This window comes from uncultured Clostridium sp. (assembly GCF_963527835.1).
Taxonomy (GTDB): domain Bacteria; phylum Bacillota; class Clostridia; order Clostridiales; family Clostridiaceae; genus Clostridium.
This window is the reverse complement of sequence record NZ_CAURTC010000006.1, coordinates 20860-39382: the sequence shown is the minus strand read 5'-3', so window position 1 is coordinate 39382 and position 18523 is coordinate 20860. Positions and strand designations below refer to the sequence as shown.

Genomic DNA, 18523 nt, shown 5'->3' with positions numbered 1-18523 from the left:
TTACTTAACTTTATTTTTCTCTCTTTAACATTTTTAGTTGTTTTTCCATATTGTGTAGTCTAGGTATTTTATCTATAATAAATCTATAATCTTTTAGGGGGTGCTCACTATTTTTAAGATTAAGAAAAAACATATATTTACTATATTACTAGTTTTTTTATTTAGCATTTCCAGTTTACCATTAGAACTTATATCTAATGTAAACCATAATACTAATAATAATTTAATTGCTTACGCAGATAGTAATATAGATGCTAGTATATTGAAATCAACAAGCACTAACTTATTAGCTAAATCTGGTGGTAAGAGTTCAAGTGGATCCAAATCTAGCAGTAAGAGCTCAAGTAGTTCAAAATCTAGCAGTAAAAGTTCTGGAAGCTCTAGTGGATTTAAATCAGGAAGTTTTAACAGCTCTTCTTCAAGTAAATCTTCTAGTGAAAATAACAGTTCCAGTAGCTCTAGTAAAAAAAATACCACTGATAAGAGTGCTGAAGGATTTAAATCAGGAAGTTTTTCTGACACAAAAAACAATAGTAATACAAATTCTTCAAACATAGATAAAACAACTACTGATTCCAATGAAACTAGCAGTGGTGCTTCAAAAGGGTTTAGCAGTGGATCATATTCTTCTACTGATAATCAAAACGATTCAAATTCATCAAGTACAAATAGTAGTACGCAGAAAAGTGAATCAAAAACATATACACCATCATCAAATTCAGGGGGACTTGGCTGGTATGGAGGTTCTAGATTTTTTAGTCCTATGTATTTGGGATCACCTTCAAGCTTAATAATTAATGCTTTAGTATTAGCACTAATGTTCTTTGTAATTTTAATGTTAATAAAACTTTATTTAAAAATAAAAAGAAAATAATAGATAATAATAAAAAATATTTAGGAGGCATTTTCATGGGAGTTTTTTCAAGAATATCAAATATGTTTAAGGCAAAGGTAAATAATACTTTAGATGAAATGGAAAATCCAATAGAATTATTAGATCAAAAATTAAGAGAAATGGAAGAACAACTTAGTAAAGCTAAATTAAATTCTGCACAAATTTTAGGAAATGTTCATGAAATAGAAAAGAATATGAATGATGCAAAGAAACAATCTGAAGATTTTGAATCAAAGGTAAAACTTGCTTTATCTAAAGGTGATGAAGAGTTAGCTAAAAAAGCTTTATCTAGAAAAATGGAAATTGATAAAAAATATGATTCTTTAAAATTAAGCTATGATAATTCTAAAGTTCAAGCTGATGCATTAAAGAAAAGCTTAAAAGAATTAGAAGAAGAAATAACTAAGACTAGAAACTATAGGGATGAAGCTGCTGCTAGATACTCTAATGCTCAAGCTTCAGAAAAAATAAACGAAGTATTAGCCAATGTACAAACTAAAAATAACTCAATACAAATTGATAATATAGAAAGAAAAATTCAAAGAACTGAATCTCGTGCAAAAGGTTTAAGTGAACTAAAAGATTTAGATGATTTTGATAGCCAATTTGAAAAATTAAATGAAGTTGATTTAGACCTTGAATTAGAAAAATACAAAGATAATAACTAGGTGAATTTATATGAGTAAAGATTTAGATTTTATTAATGATGAGAAGAATTATTGGGGGAAAATTTATACTGATATAGCTTATTCTATAAGTGAAAATGCCCCATTTCTCTCTGAAGAAAAATTAAAAAACAGAAAATATTATGTTAAATCTTCTGTATTAAAAAATTATATTAAACTTTTAGATTCCGCAGAATTAGATTGCAAAAAAGGTGGATTATTAAAATTATTTAAATCAAATAGCTCTTTAAATAATTTAGAATCTTTCAAGAATGAAAATAAGCAATCTTTTAAAGAATTAGAAAATTGCAGTAAATGTGCTTGTCTAAATTGTACTTTTGATTGTAAATTTAAATCATGCACAAGCTGTAGATTCGGATCTTATATTAAATCATGTGATAAAGAAAAGGTCAATGTCAGAAAACATGATAACTTTATTATAGATTTAACAAATAATGATACTGGTAATTCATCTAAATATAAAGTTTTAGCTACACTTGAAAATTGCATTAATGATAAACAATATATAATACTAGAAAATGTATCTTCATCTAATGATAAATTAGTATTATACTACTATCCCGAAATAAGAGGAAATTCTTATGGAGAGATTACTGATGTAGATGAATTTGATTTTATAGTTGAAACTTATCAAAACGCTGATTATTAAAGATGTAATTTTATTAGACTATGTTTTAGTATAGTGTTGATATATGCATAAGCAAAGTGGACTGAGTAATTGAACTTAGGAATACTAAAAATGATTATAGTCCCATTTTAGCTTGCTCCCAATATAAAATTGTACTGTGTGAAAGTTCATGTTACCAAATATAAAATTTGGACATTCACTTTTGACAAGCAGTAAATGTGACAATACTCATTAAGTATTCCAAAAGCCCAATTACAATGCCACTTTGCCTATTGTATATATCAACATATATTTACAACATAGTCAATTATTATAACAATAAAGCTGTATTGAATTAATTTCAATACAGCTTTATCATTTATACTATTTCTTTTTTCTTCTTCATTTCATTGTTTTTCTTTATTTCGTTAAAGCAATAATTTATTATATCACTTCTCTTTATTATTCCTATAAATATTCCATTATCATCAACTACTGAAACAAAATTCTGGCTTATAGCTAATGATATTAAATTCTCTATATCAGCATTAATGGAAACAGATTTATGAGATATTCTTCGGCTTATATCACTTACGTTTACACATTCAGTATTCTTAAAATTTAGGTCAGGAGTATTTTTTAATTTCCATAACAAATCTCCTTCTGTTAATGTTCCAACATACTTTCCTTCTTTATCAATAAGTGGAATAGCTGTGTATCCGTATCGCTCCATCTTCTCCATAACTTGTCTCATTGTTGCATCTTCACTTTCATATACAACTTCATTCTTTGGAGTAAGAAAAAATGCTATATTCATGACAAAATCCTCTCTTGTACTAATATTATTTATTCTTGTATACTTATATATTAACATATTTTTATAAAAAAATCTTTAATGAAAACCTTTATTGCTGTGAAAACCTTTATTACTATGAATTTAATTTCTCCAATTTATAGTAATAATTTAGATAAGCCTCTTCTTTAAGTATAGTGTTTACTTCATTATAGGCATTTTTACCTTGAAGTGTTCTTTTAACTATTAACTCACTTAATATCTTACTATTACATTTAGGACAAATACCTATTGATACAAATCTCCAATTTAGTAACTTGAAATTTTCTTTTAAATCTATTCTTTTGTTACACTTAGGACATCTTATATCTAACTTTTCTTCATTTATATTTATATTTTCTAAATCTTTTACGTGTATTGCAGGCATACTATATATATCATTAATTATATAATTTTTAACTATTCTAGAATTGTATATGTGCTTAAATACAAGTAAAGTGTATTCAGCATCATTTAATGCATCATGAAGTTTTGTATTATCAACCTTAATTTTCAATTCATCTAATGCACTCTTTAATCCCATTGCTTTTTTATGTCCTAGAATCTTAGTTGAATATTCTTGTAAATCTAAATACTCCTTTATCCAACTTAAATCAGTATAATTATGATAATTAGAATTTATTATAATTTCAGCAATATCATCTTTAGCCCATGAACATATAACATCCCCATCTTCAATCATATCCTTTAATTTATCCATACCTTGTTTAAATGCTATTCCTTCTTTTTCTAAAGTATCCATAGTTATCTTTGTTATATTAGTTACTATTGGATTCATAACAGGAAATACAGATGGCTTTATATATTCTCTCATTTCAGCCACTTGCTTCATATATTTATCAACTTTTATAGCACCTATCTCTATAATTTCATTATCTAAATTTATATTTTCTAAATGCTTATACTTCTCAAAAAAATTTTCATCATATTTAATTATATTTTTTAAATTATTAAATTCTAAATCAATTATTACATACCCCATACCCAATTCCTCTCTTAATACAATGCTTCTGGTTAAAATTTAATTAATATTTTAGTATAAAAATATACTCTATACTAAAATATTAATTATATTTAAGACTAAAATGCTGTTACACCCTACATGAAATCTATTCCTGCTAATTTCATTAAATTAATAGCATTTTGAGTCTCACTCTTTCCTCTTCTAAGTATATAATCAAACTTTATTTTATCATCTTCATAAAATTCTCTAAAATTATAATTTATTATTTTGTTATCTTCTTTTTCTAAATCACATAATTCTAAATCATGAGTTGAAACAAGTCCTATAGCACCGTATTTTATTAATTGATTTATTAATACAGTAGCTCCAGTATGCCTATCTCTAGAATTAGTTCCTTTAAATATTTCATCTAAAAGGAAAAATACTTTTTCTCCTCTTTTACAAGCTTCTATAAGTATCTTTATTCTTAAAATTTCTGCATAAAATGAAGAAATACTTTCTTCTAAACTATCTCTTGTTGTAATGCATGTATATAAACTCATTATTCCACAGTTAAACCTTTTTGCACATACAGGAGCTCCTATATAACTTAATACCAAATTACAACCTATGCTTCTTAAAAATGTACTTTTGCCAGACATATTTGAACCTGTAATTAATGCAACCTTTTGAATTCCATTTAAAGAAAAACTATTTTTTACTGCTTTATCTCCTATTAATGGATGACCTATCTCTTCTCCATATACTTCACTAGTATCTACTATATTAGGATATACCCACTCCTCATGATCAAATGCTATATTAGAAATACTATTTAATGCATCAAATTCATTCATTACATTAAGCCATTCCATTAACCTTAATCCATTATTTTTTCTCCATTTTTCTAAATTATTCATTATAAATACATCAGAAAAAAACAATATATTTATTACTAAATAATATGCATTATAAGAACTATCCCCTATCCATTCTGCTAAATTAGCTAGTTTTTTCATTTCTCTCTTACAACTAACTTCTTTATGAGATATTTTGTTTTTTAGTTCCTTTAAATATTCTGAATTAAAATTTTCATCTTCTATAAGTTCTAATATTTCACTATATCCATTAATATCTTGTTTTATATTATTAAATAATACTATGTCTTTATTTATTGATTTTGTTAACATTTTAAGTACAACAAAATCAACCATAAATACTAATAGAACAAATGACCATGGTAATATAGTACTTAATGCTAAAAATATTGATACAAAATTAGTCACTATAAAAATACAGCTAATAATTACATTTATTTTGCTTACTTTGCTTTCCTCTTTACCCCAACTAATTAAATCATTCAAATTAAATTTTGATGACTTATTCATTAAACCTTTTACTATAAATTTTTGTCTCCATTGAACTTTTGAAGATAACTCTTTTATAGCTTCTTGTCTTATTAGTATCTCTTTTTTATTTATATTTTGTTCAATGCTTAATATTTGTGCTAATCTCTTTCTTCCCCCAGATGTAACTGTAGAATTTGTAAGTTGAAAAAGAGAATTAGATCCAAATATATTTAAATCATTTGTAAATTTATGTTTATAATTTAAGTATTCTGCACCATTATCCTCAAACTTTTTAAAATCTCCATTTATTCTATCAATACCTTTTTGATTTATGTCTATTAATATATCTGCAATATTTTTATCTCTTAGCTTGCTTGAATGAAGTAATGCTACCGTTATAAACATAATTAGAAATATAGTGGTTATAAATATTATGGCTATATAATTGTTTGTCTTATATAATAAATAATCAATTATTAACATAAAAAGAACTATTACCAACCTAATAACACTTATAATATTTATTTTTTTTAATAATGACTCTCTTTTTATTATATTTTCTTTTAAAGTACTCTTATAAAATTCTTTTGAATTCCTCATATTCTCTCCCTCTATTATTAGTAATAATATAGTAATTTTAACACATATATCATCATTTAATAAAAAAATTATGAACAAAATTGCTATAAAGTTATATATAATTAAAAAAGTGAACCTAAATTGGTTCACTTTTTATTTACTTACTTAAAGAATTATATATCTTATCTAGATTATTTCTCATTGCATCTAAATAACGCATATCATCTTCACTTGATTCTAATGTATAGATAGGAACTACCTCTGCACCAACTTCTGATGCTAATGTTTCTGAAACCTTAGGACTTGCTAAAGATTCAGAAAAAATAACTTTAATACTATTTCCTTTACAGAAATTAACTAAATTCTCTAATTCTTTAGGAGTAGGTTCGCCCTCTCCATATAAATTTTCAACAGATTTTTGAGCTAACCCAAAATCCCTACATAAATAACCAAAAGCAGCATGACCTGTTATAAAATCTTTTTGACTTAACTCATTAAACTTAGCTGAGTATTCATCATATAAACCTTGTAACTCTTCTTTAAATTTATTATAGTTTGTTTCATATGTATCTTTATTTGCTTCATCCAAGCTTATAAGTGCATCTTTTATATTTTCACATTGTTTCTGTACTTGTATTAAACTTAACCATGAATGAGGATCTACTAATTCGCCCTCTTTTCTAACATCAATGCCATCGCTTGAATTTACTTTTAATACTTTATCATCAGAAACTACATTGTTAACTGAATCAATCCAATGTTCCATTCCTAATCCATTATAAATAAAAATATCACTATTCATAAGCTTTTCAAAATCTTTAGTTTTTGGTTCATAATCATGTGGTTCCATATTTTCAGGAACTAAACAAGTAACCTGAATTTTATCTCCGCCTATTTTTTCAGTAAATTCTTTTAATGGATAAATTGAAACCATAACCTGTAGCTTTTTACTATCATCATTTACTTTATTAGATTCATTCGTTGAATTTGAATTAGAACATCCAATAATAAATAAACTCATTAGAATGCATGATAGTGCTAAAAAAAATCTTTTTTTCATTAAGTCCTCCTATTTGCATATGATTTGCATTTGCAAATATAATTTTAATTTATTTTATTATAATTGTCAAACTATAATATAATTATTAACTTAATTGGATTAAATTATAATGTTCTGAAATATTATCTAAAATATTTTTTTCTATTGTTTGGCATGTAAAAAATATTACTTGATTAAAGTCTTCTTTTATTAATAATCTTAATGCTCTTTCTCTTCTATTGTCATCATATTGTATAAATGCATCATCTAAAAATATGGGTACTTTCTTATTTTCAAATAACAGATTTATAAATGATAACCTTAGGGATAAATATAACTGATCCTTAGCTCCATTACTTAATATTTCAGAATCAAACAATAAGCTATTATCTCTCACCTTTAACTTATAGTCCTCAGATATTTTAACATCTTTATAATTTTTTAATGTTAAGTAATTAAAATTTTTTAACACTTCATCGTTCAACTTAGGCCCTATATTACTTCTTAGTTCTTTAAATGATTCTTGTAACTTTAAAGAAGCTACTTCTAAAGCCTTAAATTCTTTTTCACATTTTAAAATTTTTTCTTGAGCATCATATAGCTCTTCTTCTATCTCAGCTATTGATCGTTTACCTAAATATCGTTTTTCTATAAGATGCTCTAAATCTTTTATTTGTTTTTCTGTTTTTAATAATTTATTAGAACTTTTCTTTATTTCTTTTTCTATCTCTTCTTCTGATTCATAAGAATAGCTCAAATCATCGGGTAATATATTTTTTATTTCTTTTTTTATTTCTTCTATATTCTTATCTTTTAAAAGCACCTTATATGTTTCTTCTACACTATTAAGATTACTTTTTACTTCTCTTATTTTATTAACTTTATCCTTATACTCTTTGATTTTTATATGAAAATCTAATATGTCAATATTTTCGAATTCCATTCCCTTTGTCTTTTTTCTTAAATCTTCTTCCTTATCCTTTAGTTGAATATCTATTTCTTTTAGTTCTAACGCTAATGAATTAATTTTATATTCCATTGGTAATAATTCTTTTTTAAATTTACTGTATATATTTACTTTATTTATTGCTTCTTCTATAGAATTACACTCTAATAATTTAAATAATGATTCTAATACTTTCTTATTTTTATTATATTTATTCTTTAATTCTTCTATATTAAAGTCATTAAGTTCTTTAACTTTAGAGTTTATAGATATATAAATATTCTCTTTATAGATTTTATATGAATCATATTGTGATAATTGTTTTATTAAATTCTCATAATCCTTGCAATTAAATTCCTTCATATATAAATTCAATTTTTCTTCATATTTCTCTACTTCATTTTTAAGCTTTTGTATGCTAATTTTATCTTTTTCTTTAATAGAAGCTTCCTTCATTATTAGTGAATACTTTAAATAAAATTTAGTCAAAATAGCTAGTAAAGGTACTGTTAAAATATCTATTATAAAATTCCTCTTAAAAATACCTATAAATAAAGCTACTAAAAACACAGCAAACAATACATAAATAAAAATCATCTTGTTCTTAATACTTTTTATAGAACAAATCTCATTGTTTGATGAATATGATTCTAATTTATATTTTAGTTCTTTTAATTTATCTTTATATAAATTAATATTTTCCTCTATCTCATCTCTATATTTAGCTATATACCCAAAGTTACTCACTTTGTTAGATCTAATGTTTAAATCTTTTTTTAAAGTTTCTATAGCACTTTCTATAGATTCAATTTTATATAATTTTTCCTTTAAATTTTCCTGTTCTATTTTTAATACATATAATTTATCTTTTATATCCTCTTCACAAATAGAATCTAACACTTTATATTCTTTAAAATCATTATTTTTTTCATTTAATTTATTTTGTAAAATATTTAATTCTCTTTTCTTTTCTTGCTTTATATCATTTAGATTTAAATATCTGTTGTATTCTTTATTTAATTCTTCTAAAAACTCACTATTTATATTAGTATAATTTTTATTTAGATCTTCATTTATTGCTTCTTCTTTTTTCTTAAGTTCTTCACTCTTCTTTAAATATTGAGCAATTTCTAAATAATCCTTTTGTAAATTACTCTTTTTTATATACTTCTTATATAATTCTAAACTATCTAATTTTTTTATTGTTTCTTCTTTTTCATTTTTATTATTTAATAATTTTTCTTCATTTTCTATATTTTCTTGTGAAAGAGTATACGCATTCCACAGTTCTTCTTTTAGTAAGTTTTTCTTTTCTATAAGTAAATCTAATTCCCCAGATTTTCTAGTTGTCTTAATTTGCTTTTTTCCTTTTTCTAATACTTCTATTGCTTTTTTAAACGACACATTTTCTTCTCCTGAATTATAAGTATTAGTTATTTTCTCCATTATCTCTTCTTCTTTATCCTTATTTACCATAACCCCCAATTGGTTTATAAATAAAGTTTTAGAAAATGTTGATGAATTTATATCTAAAAAATATTTTCCTGGTTCATTATTATATGGTATCTCTATTCTATCCCCAGTTATTTCATCAAATATCTCACACGTGTCTTCTTTTTTAGTTAATCCAAAACTTCTTCTTATAACATATGTCGTACCTTCATGTTCAACTGTTAATTCGCCACTTATCTTTCCTCCAGTTAATGGAGTGAACTTTTTCCTGTCATTATCTTTGCCACGATTTTTTTCAAATCCATAAAGCCATATCTTTATAAAATTTTCTATTGTACTTTTACCTTTTTCATTTTCACCATATATTAAGTTAAATTTATTAGCAAAGCTTATAATTCTTCCTTTTATCCCTGCAAAATTTTCTATATTAACTTGCTTAATAATTATAATCTCTCACCTCTTCACCCGATAAACTTTGAAGTCCTTTCTTTAAAGCTAATTTTATTATTTCTTTTTCTTCTTCTGTTTCTGCTTTTTCTAGTTCTTCATATATTTTTCTTGCAAATAAGCTCTTTATTGAATACCCCTTCAGTAGCTCATCCATATCTATTTTCACTTCAGTTTTATCTATGACTCTTATATCGTAATCATCTTTTCTTATCATATCTTCTATGATTTCTTCTCTTAAATTAAATTCCTCATTAATTTCTCCTGTTAATATTACTTTATAAGAATTATTTTTAATATTTTCTTTATCTATACAATTAAAAATTTTACTTTTAACTTGATTGTATCCAAAACAACCTTCTATATTTATTTCTTTTTCATAATAATTTCTAATAGAGGTTTTTATAAATTTATAATCACAATATCTATTAGAAATTTCTAATAATATAATTCCTTTATCATCTAATTCATCAAATCCTCTTCCTTGTGGGCATCCACTATATGCATAACAGGTGTTTAATACTTTATTAACACCAATATACTTATGTCTATGTCCTAATGCTATATAATCCATATCACTTTTAGCAATTTCTTCTTCAGTTATAGGATTATACTCATTCTTTTCTTTTGATGATATCTCTCCATGAATAACCATTATATTGTTATATCCATCAATTCTATTTACATCTTTTATTAAAGATTCATAAATGTAATTGTGAGTAAAAGCAGCTCCCCATACAATAGTTTTTAAATCTTCTAAAACCACTTTTTCCATATTGCCTTTAAATATATATACATTTTTAGGCCACTCGATCATACTATAAAAAGATTTTTCATTATATGGATCATGATTACCTGGACTTATAAATATTTTTACTTTATCTATTTTTTCAAAACATGATTTCAAAAAATACAATGTACTTTTATTTACTGATAAATTATCAAACATATCTCCTGCAATTAATAAAATATCGATATTATTTTCTAATGAAATTTTTATTATTTTTTCAAAAACTTCTTTAAGTTCTTCTCTACATTTGATAGATTGATTATTTTTCATTCCACTAAACGGAGTATCAAAATGTAAATCGGATGTATGCAAAATTTTTATTTTTTTCATAATATCACCTTTTTTATCGAACTTTAGTTCTCATTTTATCATGAAATTTAATAACAGTCCAAAATTAATACTCCCTTTAGAACGTTTCATTCTTGAATTTTATACTATTAATTCAAATATCTACTATTTTCATATAATTTGAAAATTTTACATAAAATAAGTTCTTTCGTAATAATCTTCTCTATTACGAAAGAACTTTTTTACACTGTGTTTTAAAACAATACCTATATTTGAGCACTAACGATAGTTCACAACTTTTATTCTAAACTATTTTTGAATATTTTTATAATAGAAGTAATTATCCTATATTTAGCTAAAATTTAATATTAATAGTATTTTTTATTATTGGTCAACTCTTATATTTAATTTATCAACTAAATTTTATTAAACATTATTAGCTTGTACTCTTGTGAAATTATAAAATTTTATATAAATAAAAAGAAAGGGTACACTACCTTTTAAAGTAGTGTACCCTCCTAGTTTCACAATACAATACAACTAATTAAAGTTATATTTTATTCTCTTTTCAATTTTTATTGAATTGAGTTTTCGTATTGCTCTACCATTCTTTTAACCATTTCGCCACCTACGGAACCACATTGTCTTGAACTTAGATCACCATTATATTCGCTAAATGGTACTCCTAGTTCATTAGCTACTTCGTTCTTGAATCTAGCTAATCCTTGTTTTGCTTCTGGAACTAATACGCTGTTTGACATAACAATCCCTCCTCGGCTATTGGTATATTTATATAATCAAGAAGATTTAAATTTTATTTAACTCTTCCTGGCTACACTATTATATTACCCACTATAGATATATATATTCTTGGTAATATAACGTATTTATTCTATATCGTGCATTAAAAAATCATCTCATATGAATTAATATAATATTTAAGGGTTGTTAATATCTAACTTTTAAATTATAATATAATAAATACTTTGATAATCAAAATATTTAATAATCAAATTTGTTTGAAAGGATAAATGAATATGAAATTTAGTTCACTTAAAATAGGTAATTTAATAGCACGCCTTCCAATAATACAAGGTGGAATGGGAGTTGGAGTATCAGCTTCAAAGCTTGCTTCTGCTGTTGCTAATGCTGGAGGAATAGGAATTATTTCTTCTGCTCAATTAGGATATAAAGATTTAAATTTTAATAAAGATGCTTTAAGTTCAAATTTAAATGCATTAAAAGAACATATAACAATTGCTAAAAATAATGCTCCCAATGGAATAATTGGAGTTAATATAATGGTTGCAAGCACTAACTATGCCGAATATGTAAAAACAGCTATTAATGCTGGTATTGATTTAATAATATCTGGTGCTGGACTTCCTACAATGCTACCTAAAATAGCAAAAGATTCAAAAGTAAAACTTGCACCTATAGTTTCATCATTAAAATCTGCAAAAGTAACTTTAAAATTATGGGATAGACATGATAACATAGCTCCAGATTTAGTTATTATAGAAGGTCCTAAAGCCGGTGGACATTTAGGATTTAAAGAAGAAGAACTAAGAAATGAAAATATAAATTTTGATGATACTGTTGTTCAAATAATTGAAGAAACAAAAAAATATAGTGAAAAATATAATAAAGAAATTCCTGTTGTAGTAGCAGGAGGAGTTTATGATGGATATGATATTGCTAAATATTTAAAATTAGGAGCAAATGGAGTTCAAATGGCCACAAGGTTTGTAGCTACTTATGAATGTGATGCTTCACAAGAATTTAAAGATGCATATATTAATTGTTCAAAAGAAGATATTGATATAGTTAAGAGCCCTGTTGGTATGCCTGGTAGAGCAATTAAAAATGATTTTATAAAAAAGACAATGTTGGGAAGAGAAAAAATAACTAAATGTTATAATTGTTTAACTCCTTGTGATCCTAAAGTAACTCCTTATTGCATAAGTAAAGCACTTATGAATGCTGTTAATGGAAACATTAATGAAGGACTTATATTTTGTGGTGAAAATGCAAGTAGAATTAATAAAATGATGTCTGTTAAAGAACTTATGAATGAATTAGAAAAAGATTTAATAAATGCTTAATATAATTCATTCACACTTTATTGATATATTCATAAGTAAAGTTGTATAAATTAATTAAACTTATCCATAATAAAATAAATATATTCTCATTTTAACCTAAATATATAATATTTTAATAATTACCCTTATTTTTAATTTTATTTGATAATCCTCAAAGTTAAATTAAAGCACAACTTTACTTATTATATATAATAGTAAAAATTATCTATTTAATTATTTACTTTTTAAAAGGTATTGATATTTATAAATTTACTTAATATCAATATTTTATATTTAATTTTAAATATAAAAAAAGCTAGAATATATATTCTAGCTTTTTCTTATGGCAGGGGCACTAGGATTTGAACCCAGAACCAATGGTTTTGGAGACCACTACTCTACCGTTGAGCCATACCCCTAAGTCGACTTTAATTTTAACATGAATATCACATTTATGTCAACAATATTTCAAAAATAACTTAATAGTATAATTAAATTTATTTTCTTTTTTATACTTATGAATCTAAAATCCTAAAATATACTTGATAATATATAATTAAATAGACTTATTTTGGGAAATCTCTACGATATATCGGAACTGTTAAAGTGTCATGTATTTCACCTTCCTACCTGGTTTCTATTAAAGTTTGATATAACTAAATTTTATGGCAAATGATTAAAAACATCAATTATGCTTTTCCAACCAGAGCGTTATATAATATAAACAACACGTACAAAAAATCAAACTGTTTTATGTAGCTACAGCTACCATAGATGAAAGTAATATCACCTGCTTTCAAAAACTGCTATCCTGATTTATAAGTAAGAAAGAGAGGCAAGTAATATGAAAATGAAAACAATTAGGTTTGTGAAAGAAACAGATGCTGCGGAAATTCTGGAAATATATGAGCCTTATATCAAGAAAACAGCTATTACTTTTGAATGTGAAACCCCATCATTAGATGAATTTAGAAATCGCATAAAGGAAATATCATCTTATTATCCTTATATCGTCTGCGTTTTGGACGGCAAAATCATTGGATACGCATATGCACATAGACAAATGGAACGGGCAGCATACCAATGGAATGCGGAGTTATCTGTTTATATTTATAAAACCTGTTTGCGTTGCGGAGTGGGTAAAGCACTCTACAGCGCCTTGATTGAGATATTACAGATGCAAAATGTACACAACGTATATGGAGGTGTTACATACCCTAACGAGAATAGCGAAAGGTTGCATAAACACTTCGGATTTAAAAAACTGGATATATACCACAACACAGGATATAAATGCGGTGCATGGCATGATGTTGCATGGTTTGAAAAGAACATTGGTGACTATGATCTTGACCCCAATCCATTTATATCAATTCAAGAGATTGACAAGAACATGATTATAGAAATACTGAATCGCCATAATAAACTACTTCTTTCCATATGAGCCATTTCAAGATGAGATTACAAGTAGATTTATTTATTAAATACGTTGCAGCTGTATTATTATAATTGCTATACATTATATCTCAAAATTAAAAAAATCTATATTTTAGTATTAGTGCTATTCTTCCCCATTCTTAGTATGATTTCATATTATTTTATGTATATGGAACAAGTAGCAGCAAAGGTTCCATTAGCAACCTATTTTACAATGTTATCAGTTGTCCAATTTGCCATTTTCCTTTTTGTATTAAATATTATTTTGAAAAAAGCCAATTACTTATTTCATTTTTAACATCAAATGTAGTTTAAATAATTTTATCATCATTACTGGTGATTATTTGGAACAAAGCAAACCACATTTAGGGTAGACTTTTAAATAAGAACTTATTACGAAATAGAGAAGGTGCTATAGTAAATAGAAAAGCAAGGAAGAGAACCCAACTAAAAATCAACAGTTTTATTAAAGCTGTTGATTAAAAATTAATCAAAATTTACTTATATTATCATTTAAATTTAATAGTTCAGATCTTACTATAGACCCCTTGCCATATTTTTTCCTTATCGTATCCATTGCATTATCTAAATTCTTCTGTTTTTCATTATTTTTAAAATCAAAAAGACTAGGTTGATAATATTTATTATCGCACAATTTAGTAAGTCTAACTCCTAATAAACGTATTTTTTCTCCTCTATAACATTCATAAAAAGCTTTTTTTATTCCTTTAAAAATTTCCATAGTATTATCTGTGTAGTTGCTTAAAATCTTTTGATGAGAATATTGTATAAAATTATTAGTTTTTATGCTTACAGTAACAATAGAGCATAAATTTTTACTTTCTCTAAGCCTTCTTGAAACATTTTCTGTAAGAGAAAGTAGGATTTTTAAAGCTTCTTCAATATTATCAATATCCTTAGAAAGAGTTGTAGAATTTCCTATTCCTTTTATTTTTAAAGATTCTGATTCAACTAACTCAGAATTATCTATTCCATTAGCATATTCATATATAAGTTTTCCATGTGAATGCATTTTTTCAATTAAAAAATTAACATCTAAATTAGCTAGCTCTCTTATTGTTTTAATATTTAATTTAGCCAATTTCAATTTAGTTGATTTACCAACCATAAATAATTCTTCAACTGGAAGTGGCCACATCTTTTGTTTAATTTCATTTTTAAATAAAGTGTGTACTGAATTCTTAGGTTTAAAGTCACTTGCCATTTTAGCTAATAATTTATTTGTTGATATTCCTATATTACAATTAAACCCAAGCTCCGTACTTATCCTGTTTTTGATATTTACAGCCATCATATTATAATTATCTTTATAATGAGTACAATCCATAAAGCATTCATCAATACTATATCTCTCTATCTTAGGAGAATACTCCTTTAATATTTTTATCATTTCATTGCTAAGTTTAAAATACCAATTGTGATTTGGTGGATATATAACTAAATTAGGACATTTCTTTTTAGCTTCATATAAACTCTCGCCTGTCTTTACTCCTAAGTTCTTAGCTGATATTGATGCTGCTAAAACAACACCATGACGTTTTTCCTCATCTCCACCTATTGCTGATGGTATTTTTCTTATGTCTATATTACTACCTTCATTTAAAAGTTTAAGTGCTGTCCAAGAAAGATATGCAGAATTAACATCTATATGAAAAATCAATTTATCACTTCTACCCAAAATATCTACAACTCCCTAAATATATTCTTACTTTACTATAATCTTATACGAACATTAGTTCTGTTGTAAAGTATTTGATTTCTTTATTTATTATATTGTGAATTTTCTAAAATAAAAATCAATAGCTCTAACAACACTGTTGACTCAATAGTATAATTATTTATGTTAATATTACCCATCTTGTAAAACGGCTCTATCACTAATTTTACAGCTTTTATTTTTGTATAAAAAAATAAAAGCCGCAACACAACTAAAATGTTCTTTAATTTCTTCGTTTTTATATAGATACGCTTTTGTAACCCCAGATTCTTTAGCTACAATATTAAAATTTATTGCACTTTCTGATTTAATTAGCCTTCTAACAGCATCATCTACTTTAAGAATCCTTTCACTTAATTGAACTTTTATGATATTAGAATTTAGTCTTTATCAGCAGTTTAATGTTATTAAGAAGACCCTATTTAATTATGATTACATCAAATACAAACTTTAATTAGATTATCTTCTATTTCAAATTTTCATTATGTTTTTCATAAGTAGAAAACCCTCGACAAATTTGTCAAGGGTTTCAATATTAGAGGCAAATCTTAACGTTGCAAATGTACAAAAATATATGCAATTATAGAAATAATAAAGGTAGATAGTAACCTACCTACCCCTAGATTATTACTTTATTGCCTTTGAAATTTCTGTGAATATTACACCTAATCCATATGCTCCTGCATCTGGATGCCCTAAGCTTCTATCCCCAACTGTTCCTGCTCTCCCCATACGTGCTACGATTTCTTCAGTTTTCTTAGCACCCTCAACAGCTGCTTTAGCTCCTTTTTCAAAAGCTTCTTTAAAATTATTATTTGCTTTTGCACAATCTGTCCAAGCATCGGCACATGGCACTAATGCATCTATTAAGGTCTTATCTCCAACTACAGCTCCTCTACCAAAAGAACGTTCTCCTGTAGCTTGAATTCCTCTAACTGCTGCTTGCATCATTTCTGCAAATTCTGAAACTGTTAATTTAGTCTTCGTCCCTACTTGCTTTCCTGCTGTTCTAAAAGCCGATCCCCATATTGGACCTGACGCTCCCCCGCAGTATTCCATTATTACTAATGAACATGCATTTAAGAATTCACCAATGCTCATATGTTCTTCTAAAAGAATCTCTTTCCATTCTCTCTTTAACTGCTTAAATCCTTTAGCTATACTCATACCAAAGTCACCATCTCCAGCATGAGAGTCTAATTCACAGAATGGTACTTCATTTTCAATAATAACTTGGCTCATCTTATCAACAATGTAAATCATATTATCTAAGCTTACTTTTTCATTATTAATACCTGAAAAGCTTTCACAAGTTTCTACATCAAATGATACTTCCTTTTCTATGTCATCAAAAACTTCTAATCCTATATATTCAACCTCTTCTACTGGTCCTAAAACCTTAAATGCTGGAGTATCACTTTCTTCTGATAATAGCTCCTTAAGTTGTGCATCCAACTTCATTATTGATACAGAAGCACCTTCCATATCTATACTTGTCATATAATTCCCTACAAAAGTTCTACATATCTTAATATTTCTCTTTGCTAACTCTGCAGTAACAGAGTTATTGAATAAGTATAGTTCTTGTAGTGGAGTTCCTCCAAACCCATTTATCAAAAGTGCAACCTCTTCATTATTTGTACCATCAATTTTCATATCCTTTAAAATAGAATCTACAATTCTTTCAGCTAATTCATCAGCTGTAGCTATTTTTTCTCTTTTAATCCCAGGTTCACCATGAATTCCAACTCCAAATTCCATTTCATCCTCTGCTATTTGAAAAGTTGGAGTTCCCTTAGCTGGTACAGTACATGATGAAAATGCAAATCCTAAACTTCTAACATTTGAATTGGCCTTTTCAGCTATTTCTTTAACTTCTTCTAATGACAATCCTAACTCTGCTGCAGCACCTGCCATCTTGTGTACTAATACAGTTCCAGCAACTCCACGACGTCCTATAGTATATAAACTGTCTTTAACAGCAATATCATCATCTACCTTAACATAATCAACTTTAATTCCGTCTTCACTTGCTAGATAAGCCGCATTCTTAAAGTTCATCATATCTCCACTATAATTTTTTATAATTAATAATGTTCCTTTTTTACTAGCAGTTGCTTTTATGGCTTTATAAACTTGAATTTGAGATGGTGATGCAAATACATCTCCACATACAGCTGCATCTAACATACCTTTTCCTATAAATCCTGCATGAGCTGGTTCGTGTCCACTTCCACCACCACTTATTAAGCTGACTTTATTAGGATTGATATTTTTCTTTTTCATAACTTTATATTTTCTTACGAATTCTAATTCTGGATGTGCCATGGCTATACCATTGCACATCTCCATTACTACAGTTTCTGGTCTATTTATTATTTTTTTCATTA

Annotated in this window: 15 protein-coding genes and 1 tRNA gene; 5 read left to right on the top strand and 11 right to left on the bottom strand. The window is 26.1% G+C overall.

Annotated features, from left to right (window positions below):
* Positions 1-262 precede the first annotated feature (262 nt).
* The 3 genes from RYM86_RS05235 to RYM86_RS05225 are packed head-to-tail and all read left to right on the top strand — an operon-like array spanning position 263 to position 2230.
* Positions 263-874: a hypothetical protein gene (locus tag RYM86_RS05235; protein ID WP_315078379.1), complete on the top strand. Its 612-nt coding sequence runs from the start codon at positions 263-265 to the stop codon at positions 872-874.
* A gap of 35 nt (positions 875-909) precedes the next feature.
* On the top strand, positions 910-1563 hold the full coding sequence (locus RYM86_RS05230) for a PspA/IM30 family protein (protein ID WP_003374307.1): 654 nt from the start codon (positions 910-912) through the stop codon (positions 1561-1563).
* Between the two features lie 10 nt (positions 1564-1573).
* Complete coding sequence (locus RYM86_RS05225; RefSeq protein ID WP_315078375.1) at positions 1574-2230, top strand: DUF1292 domain-containing protein; 657 nt, start codon at positions 1574-1576, stop codon at positions 2228-2230.
* A 337-nt stretch (positions 2231-2567) separates the two neighbouring features.
* Here RYM86_RS05225 and RYM86_RS05220 read toward each other — a convergent pair whose 3' ends face one another.
* From RYM86_RS05220 to RYM86_RS05190, 7 genes are all read right to left on the bottom strand, one after another.
* Entirely contained in the window at positions 2568-3005 is a 438-nt protein-coding gene (locus RYM86_RS05220) for a CBS domain-containing protein (protein WP_003369865.1), read from the bottom strand.
* Between the two features lie 112 nt (positions 3006-3117).
* A complete protein-coding gene (locus RYM86_RS05215; protein WP_315078371.1) occupies positions 3118-4023 on the bottom strand; it encodes a 3'-5' exonuclease in 906 nt (301 codons plus the stop codon).
* A gap of 116 nt (positions 4024-4139) precedes the next feature.
* The gene (locus RYM86_RS05210; RefSeq protein WP_315078368.1) at positions 4140-5933 is read right to left on the bottom strand and encodes a MutS-related protein; all 1794 of its coding nucleotides are present in this window, start codon (positions 5931-5933) and stop codon (positions 4140-4142) included.
* Between the two features lie 136 nt (positions 5934-6069).
* Positions 6070-6972, bottom strand: a complete 903-nt coding sequence (locus RYM86_RS05205; protein WP_315078367.1) for a metal ABC transporter solute-binding protein, Zn/Mn family — start codon at positions 6970-6972, stop codon at positions 6070-6072.
* An 85-nt stretch (positions 6973-7057) separates the two neighbouring features.
* Positions 7058-9796: an AAA family ATPase gene (locus RYM86_RS05200; RefSeq protein ID WP_315078534.1), complete on the bottom strand. Its 2739-nt coding sequence runs from the start codon at positions 9794-9796 to the stop codon at positions 7058-7060.
* Positions 9786-10916: a DNA repair exonuclease gene (locus tag RYM86_RS05195; protein WP_315078365.1), complete on the bottom strand. Its 1131-nt coding sequence runs from the start codon at positions 10914-10916 to the stop codon at positions 9786-9788. Before RYM86_RS05195 ends, RYM86_RS05200 begins: the two co-directional genes overlap by 11 nt.
* 533 nt (positions 10917-11449) lie before the next feature.
* Positions 11450-11635, bottom strand: a complete 186-nt coding sequence (locus RYM86_RS05190; RefSeq protein ID WP_252214434.1) for an alpha/beta-type small acid-soluble spore protein — start codon at positions 11633-11635, stop codon at positions 11450-11452.
* A 276-nt stretch (positions 11636-11911) separates the two neighbouring features.
* On the opposite strand from RYM86_RS05190, the gene RYM86_RS05185 reads away from it, so the two are divergent.
* The gene (locus RYM86_RS05185) at positions 11912-12979 is read left to right on the top strand and encodes a nitronate monooxygenase family protein (protein WP_315078363.1); all 1068 of its coding nucleotides are present in this window, start codon (positions 11912-11914) and stop codon (positions 12977-12979) included.
* Positions 12980-13302: 323 nt separating this feature from the next.
* Here the strand turns inward: RYM86_RS05185 and RYM86_RS05180 are convergent.
* A tRNA-Trp gene (locus RYM86_RS05180) sits at positions 13303-13377 on the bottom strand.
* A 425-nt stretch (positions 13378-13802) separates the two neighbouring features.
* On the opposite strand from RYM86_RS05180, the gene RYM86_RS05175 reads away from it, so the two are divergent.
* Positions 13803-14402, top strand: coding sequence for a GNAT family N-acetyltransferase (locus tag RYM86_RS05175; protein WP_315078362.1), 600 nt, complete (start codon positions 13803-13805; stop codon positions 14400-14402).
* 483 nt (positions 14403-14885) lie between these two features.
* Here RYM86_RS05175 and RYM86_RS05170 read toward each other — a convergent pair whose 3' ends face one another.
* From RYM86_RS05170 to dhaK, 3 genes are all read right to left on the bottom strand, one after another.
* Entirely contained in the window at positions 14886-16097 is a 1212-nt protein-coding gene (locus tag RYM86_RS05170; RefSeq protein WP_315078532.1) for a DNA polymerase IV, read from the bottom strand.
* Between the two features lie 168 nt (positions 16098-16265).
* A complete protein-coding gene (locus RYM86_RS05165; protein WP_315078530.1) occupies positions 16266-16502 on the bottom strand; it encodes a DUF6262 family protein in 237 nt (78 codons plus the stop codon).
* 258 nt (positions 16503-16760) lie between these two features.
* On the bottom strand, positions 16761-18521 hold the full coding sequence (gene dhaK, locus RYM86_RS05160) for a dihydroxyacetone kinase subunit DhaK (protein ID WP_315078360.1): 1761 nt from the start codon (positions 18519-18521) through the stop codon (positions 16761-16763).
* Positions 18522-18523 lie beyond the last annotated feature (2 nt).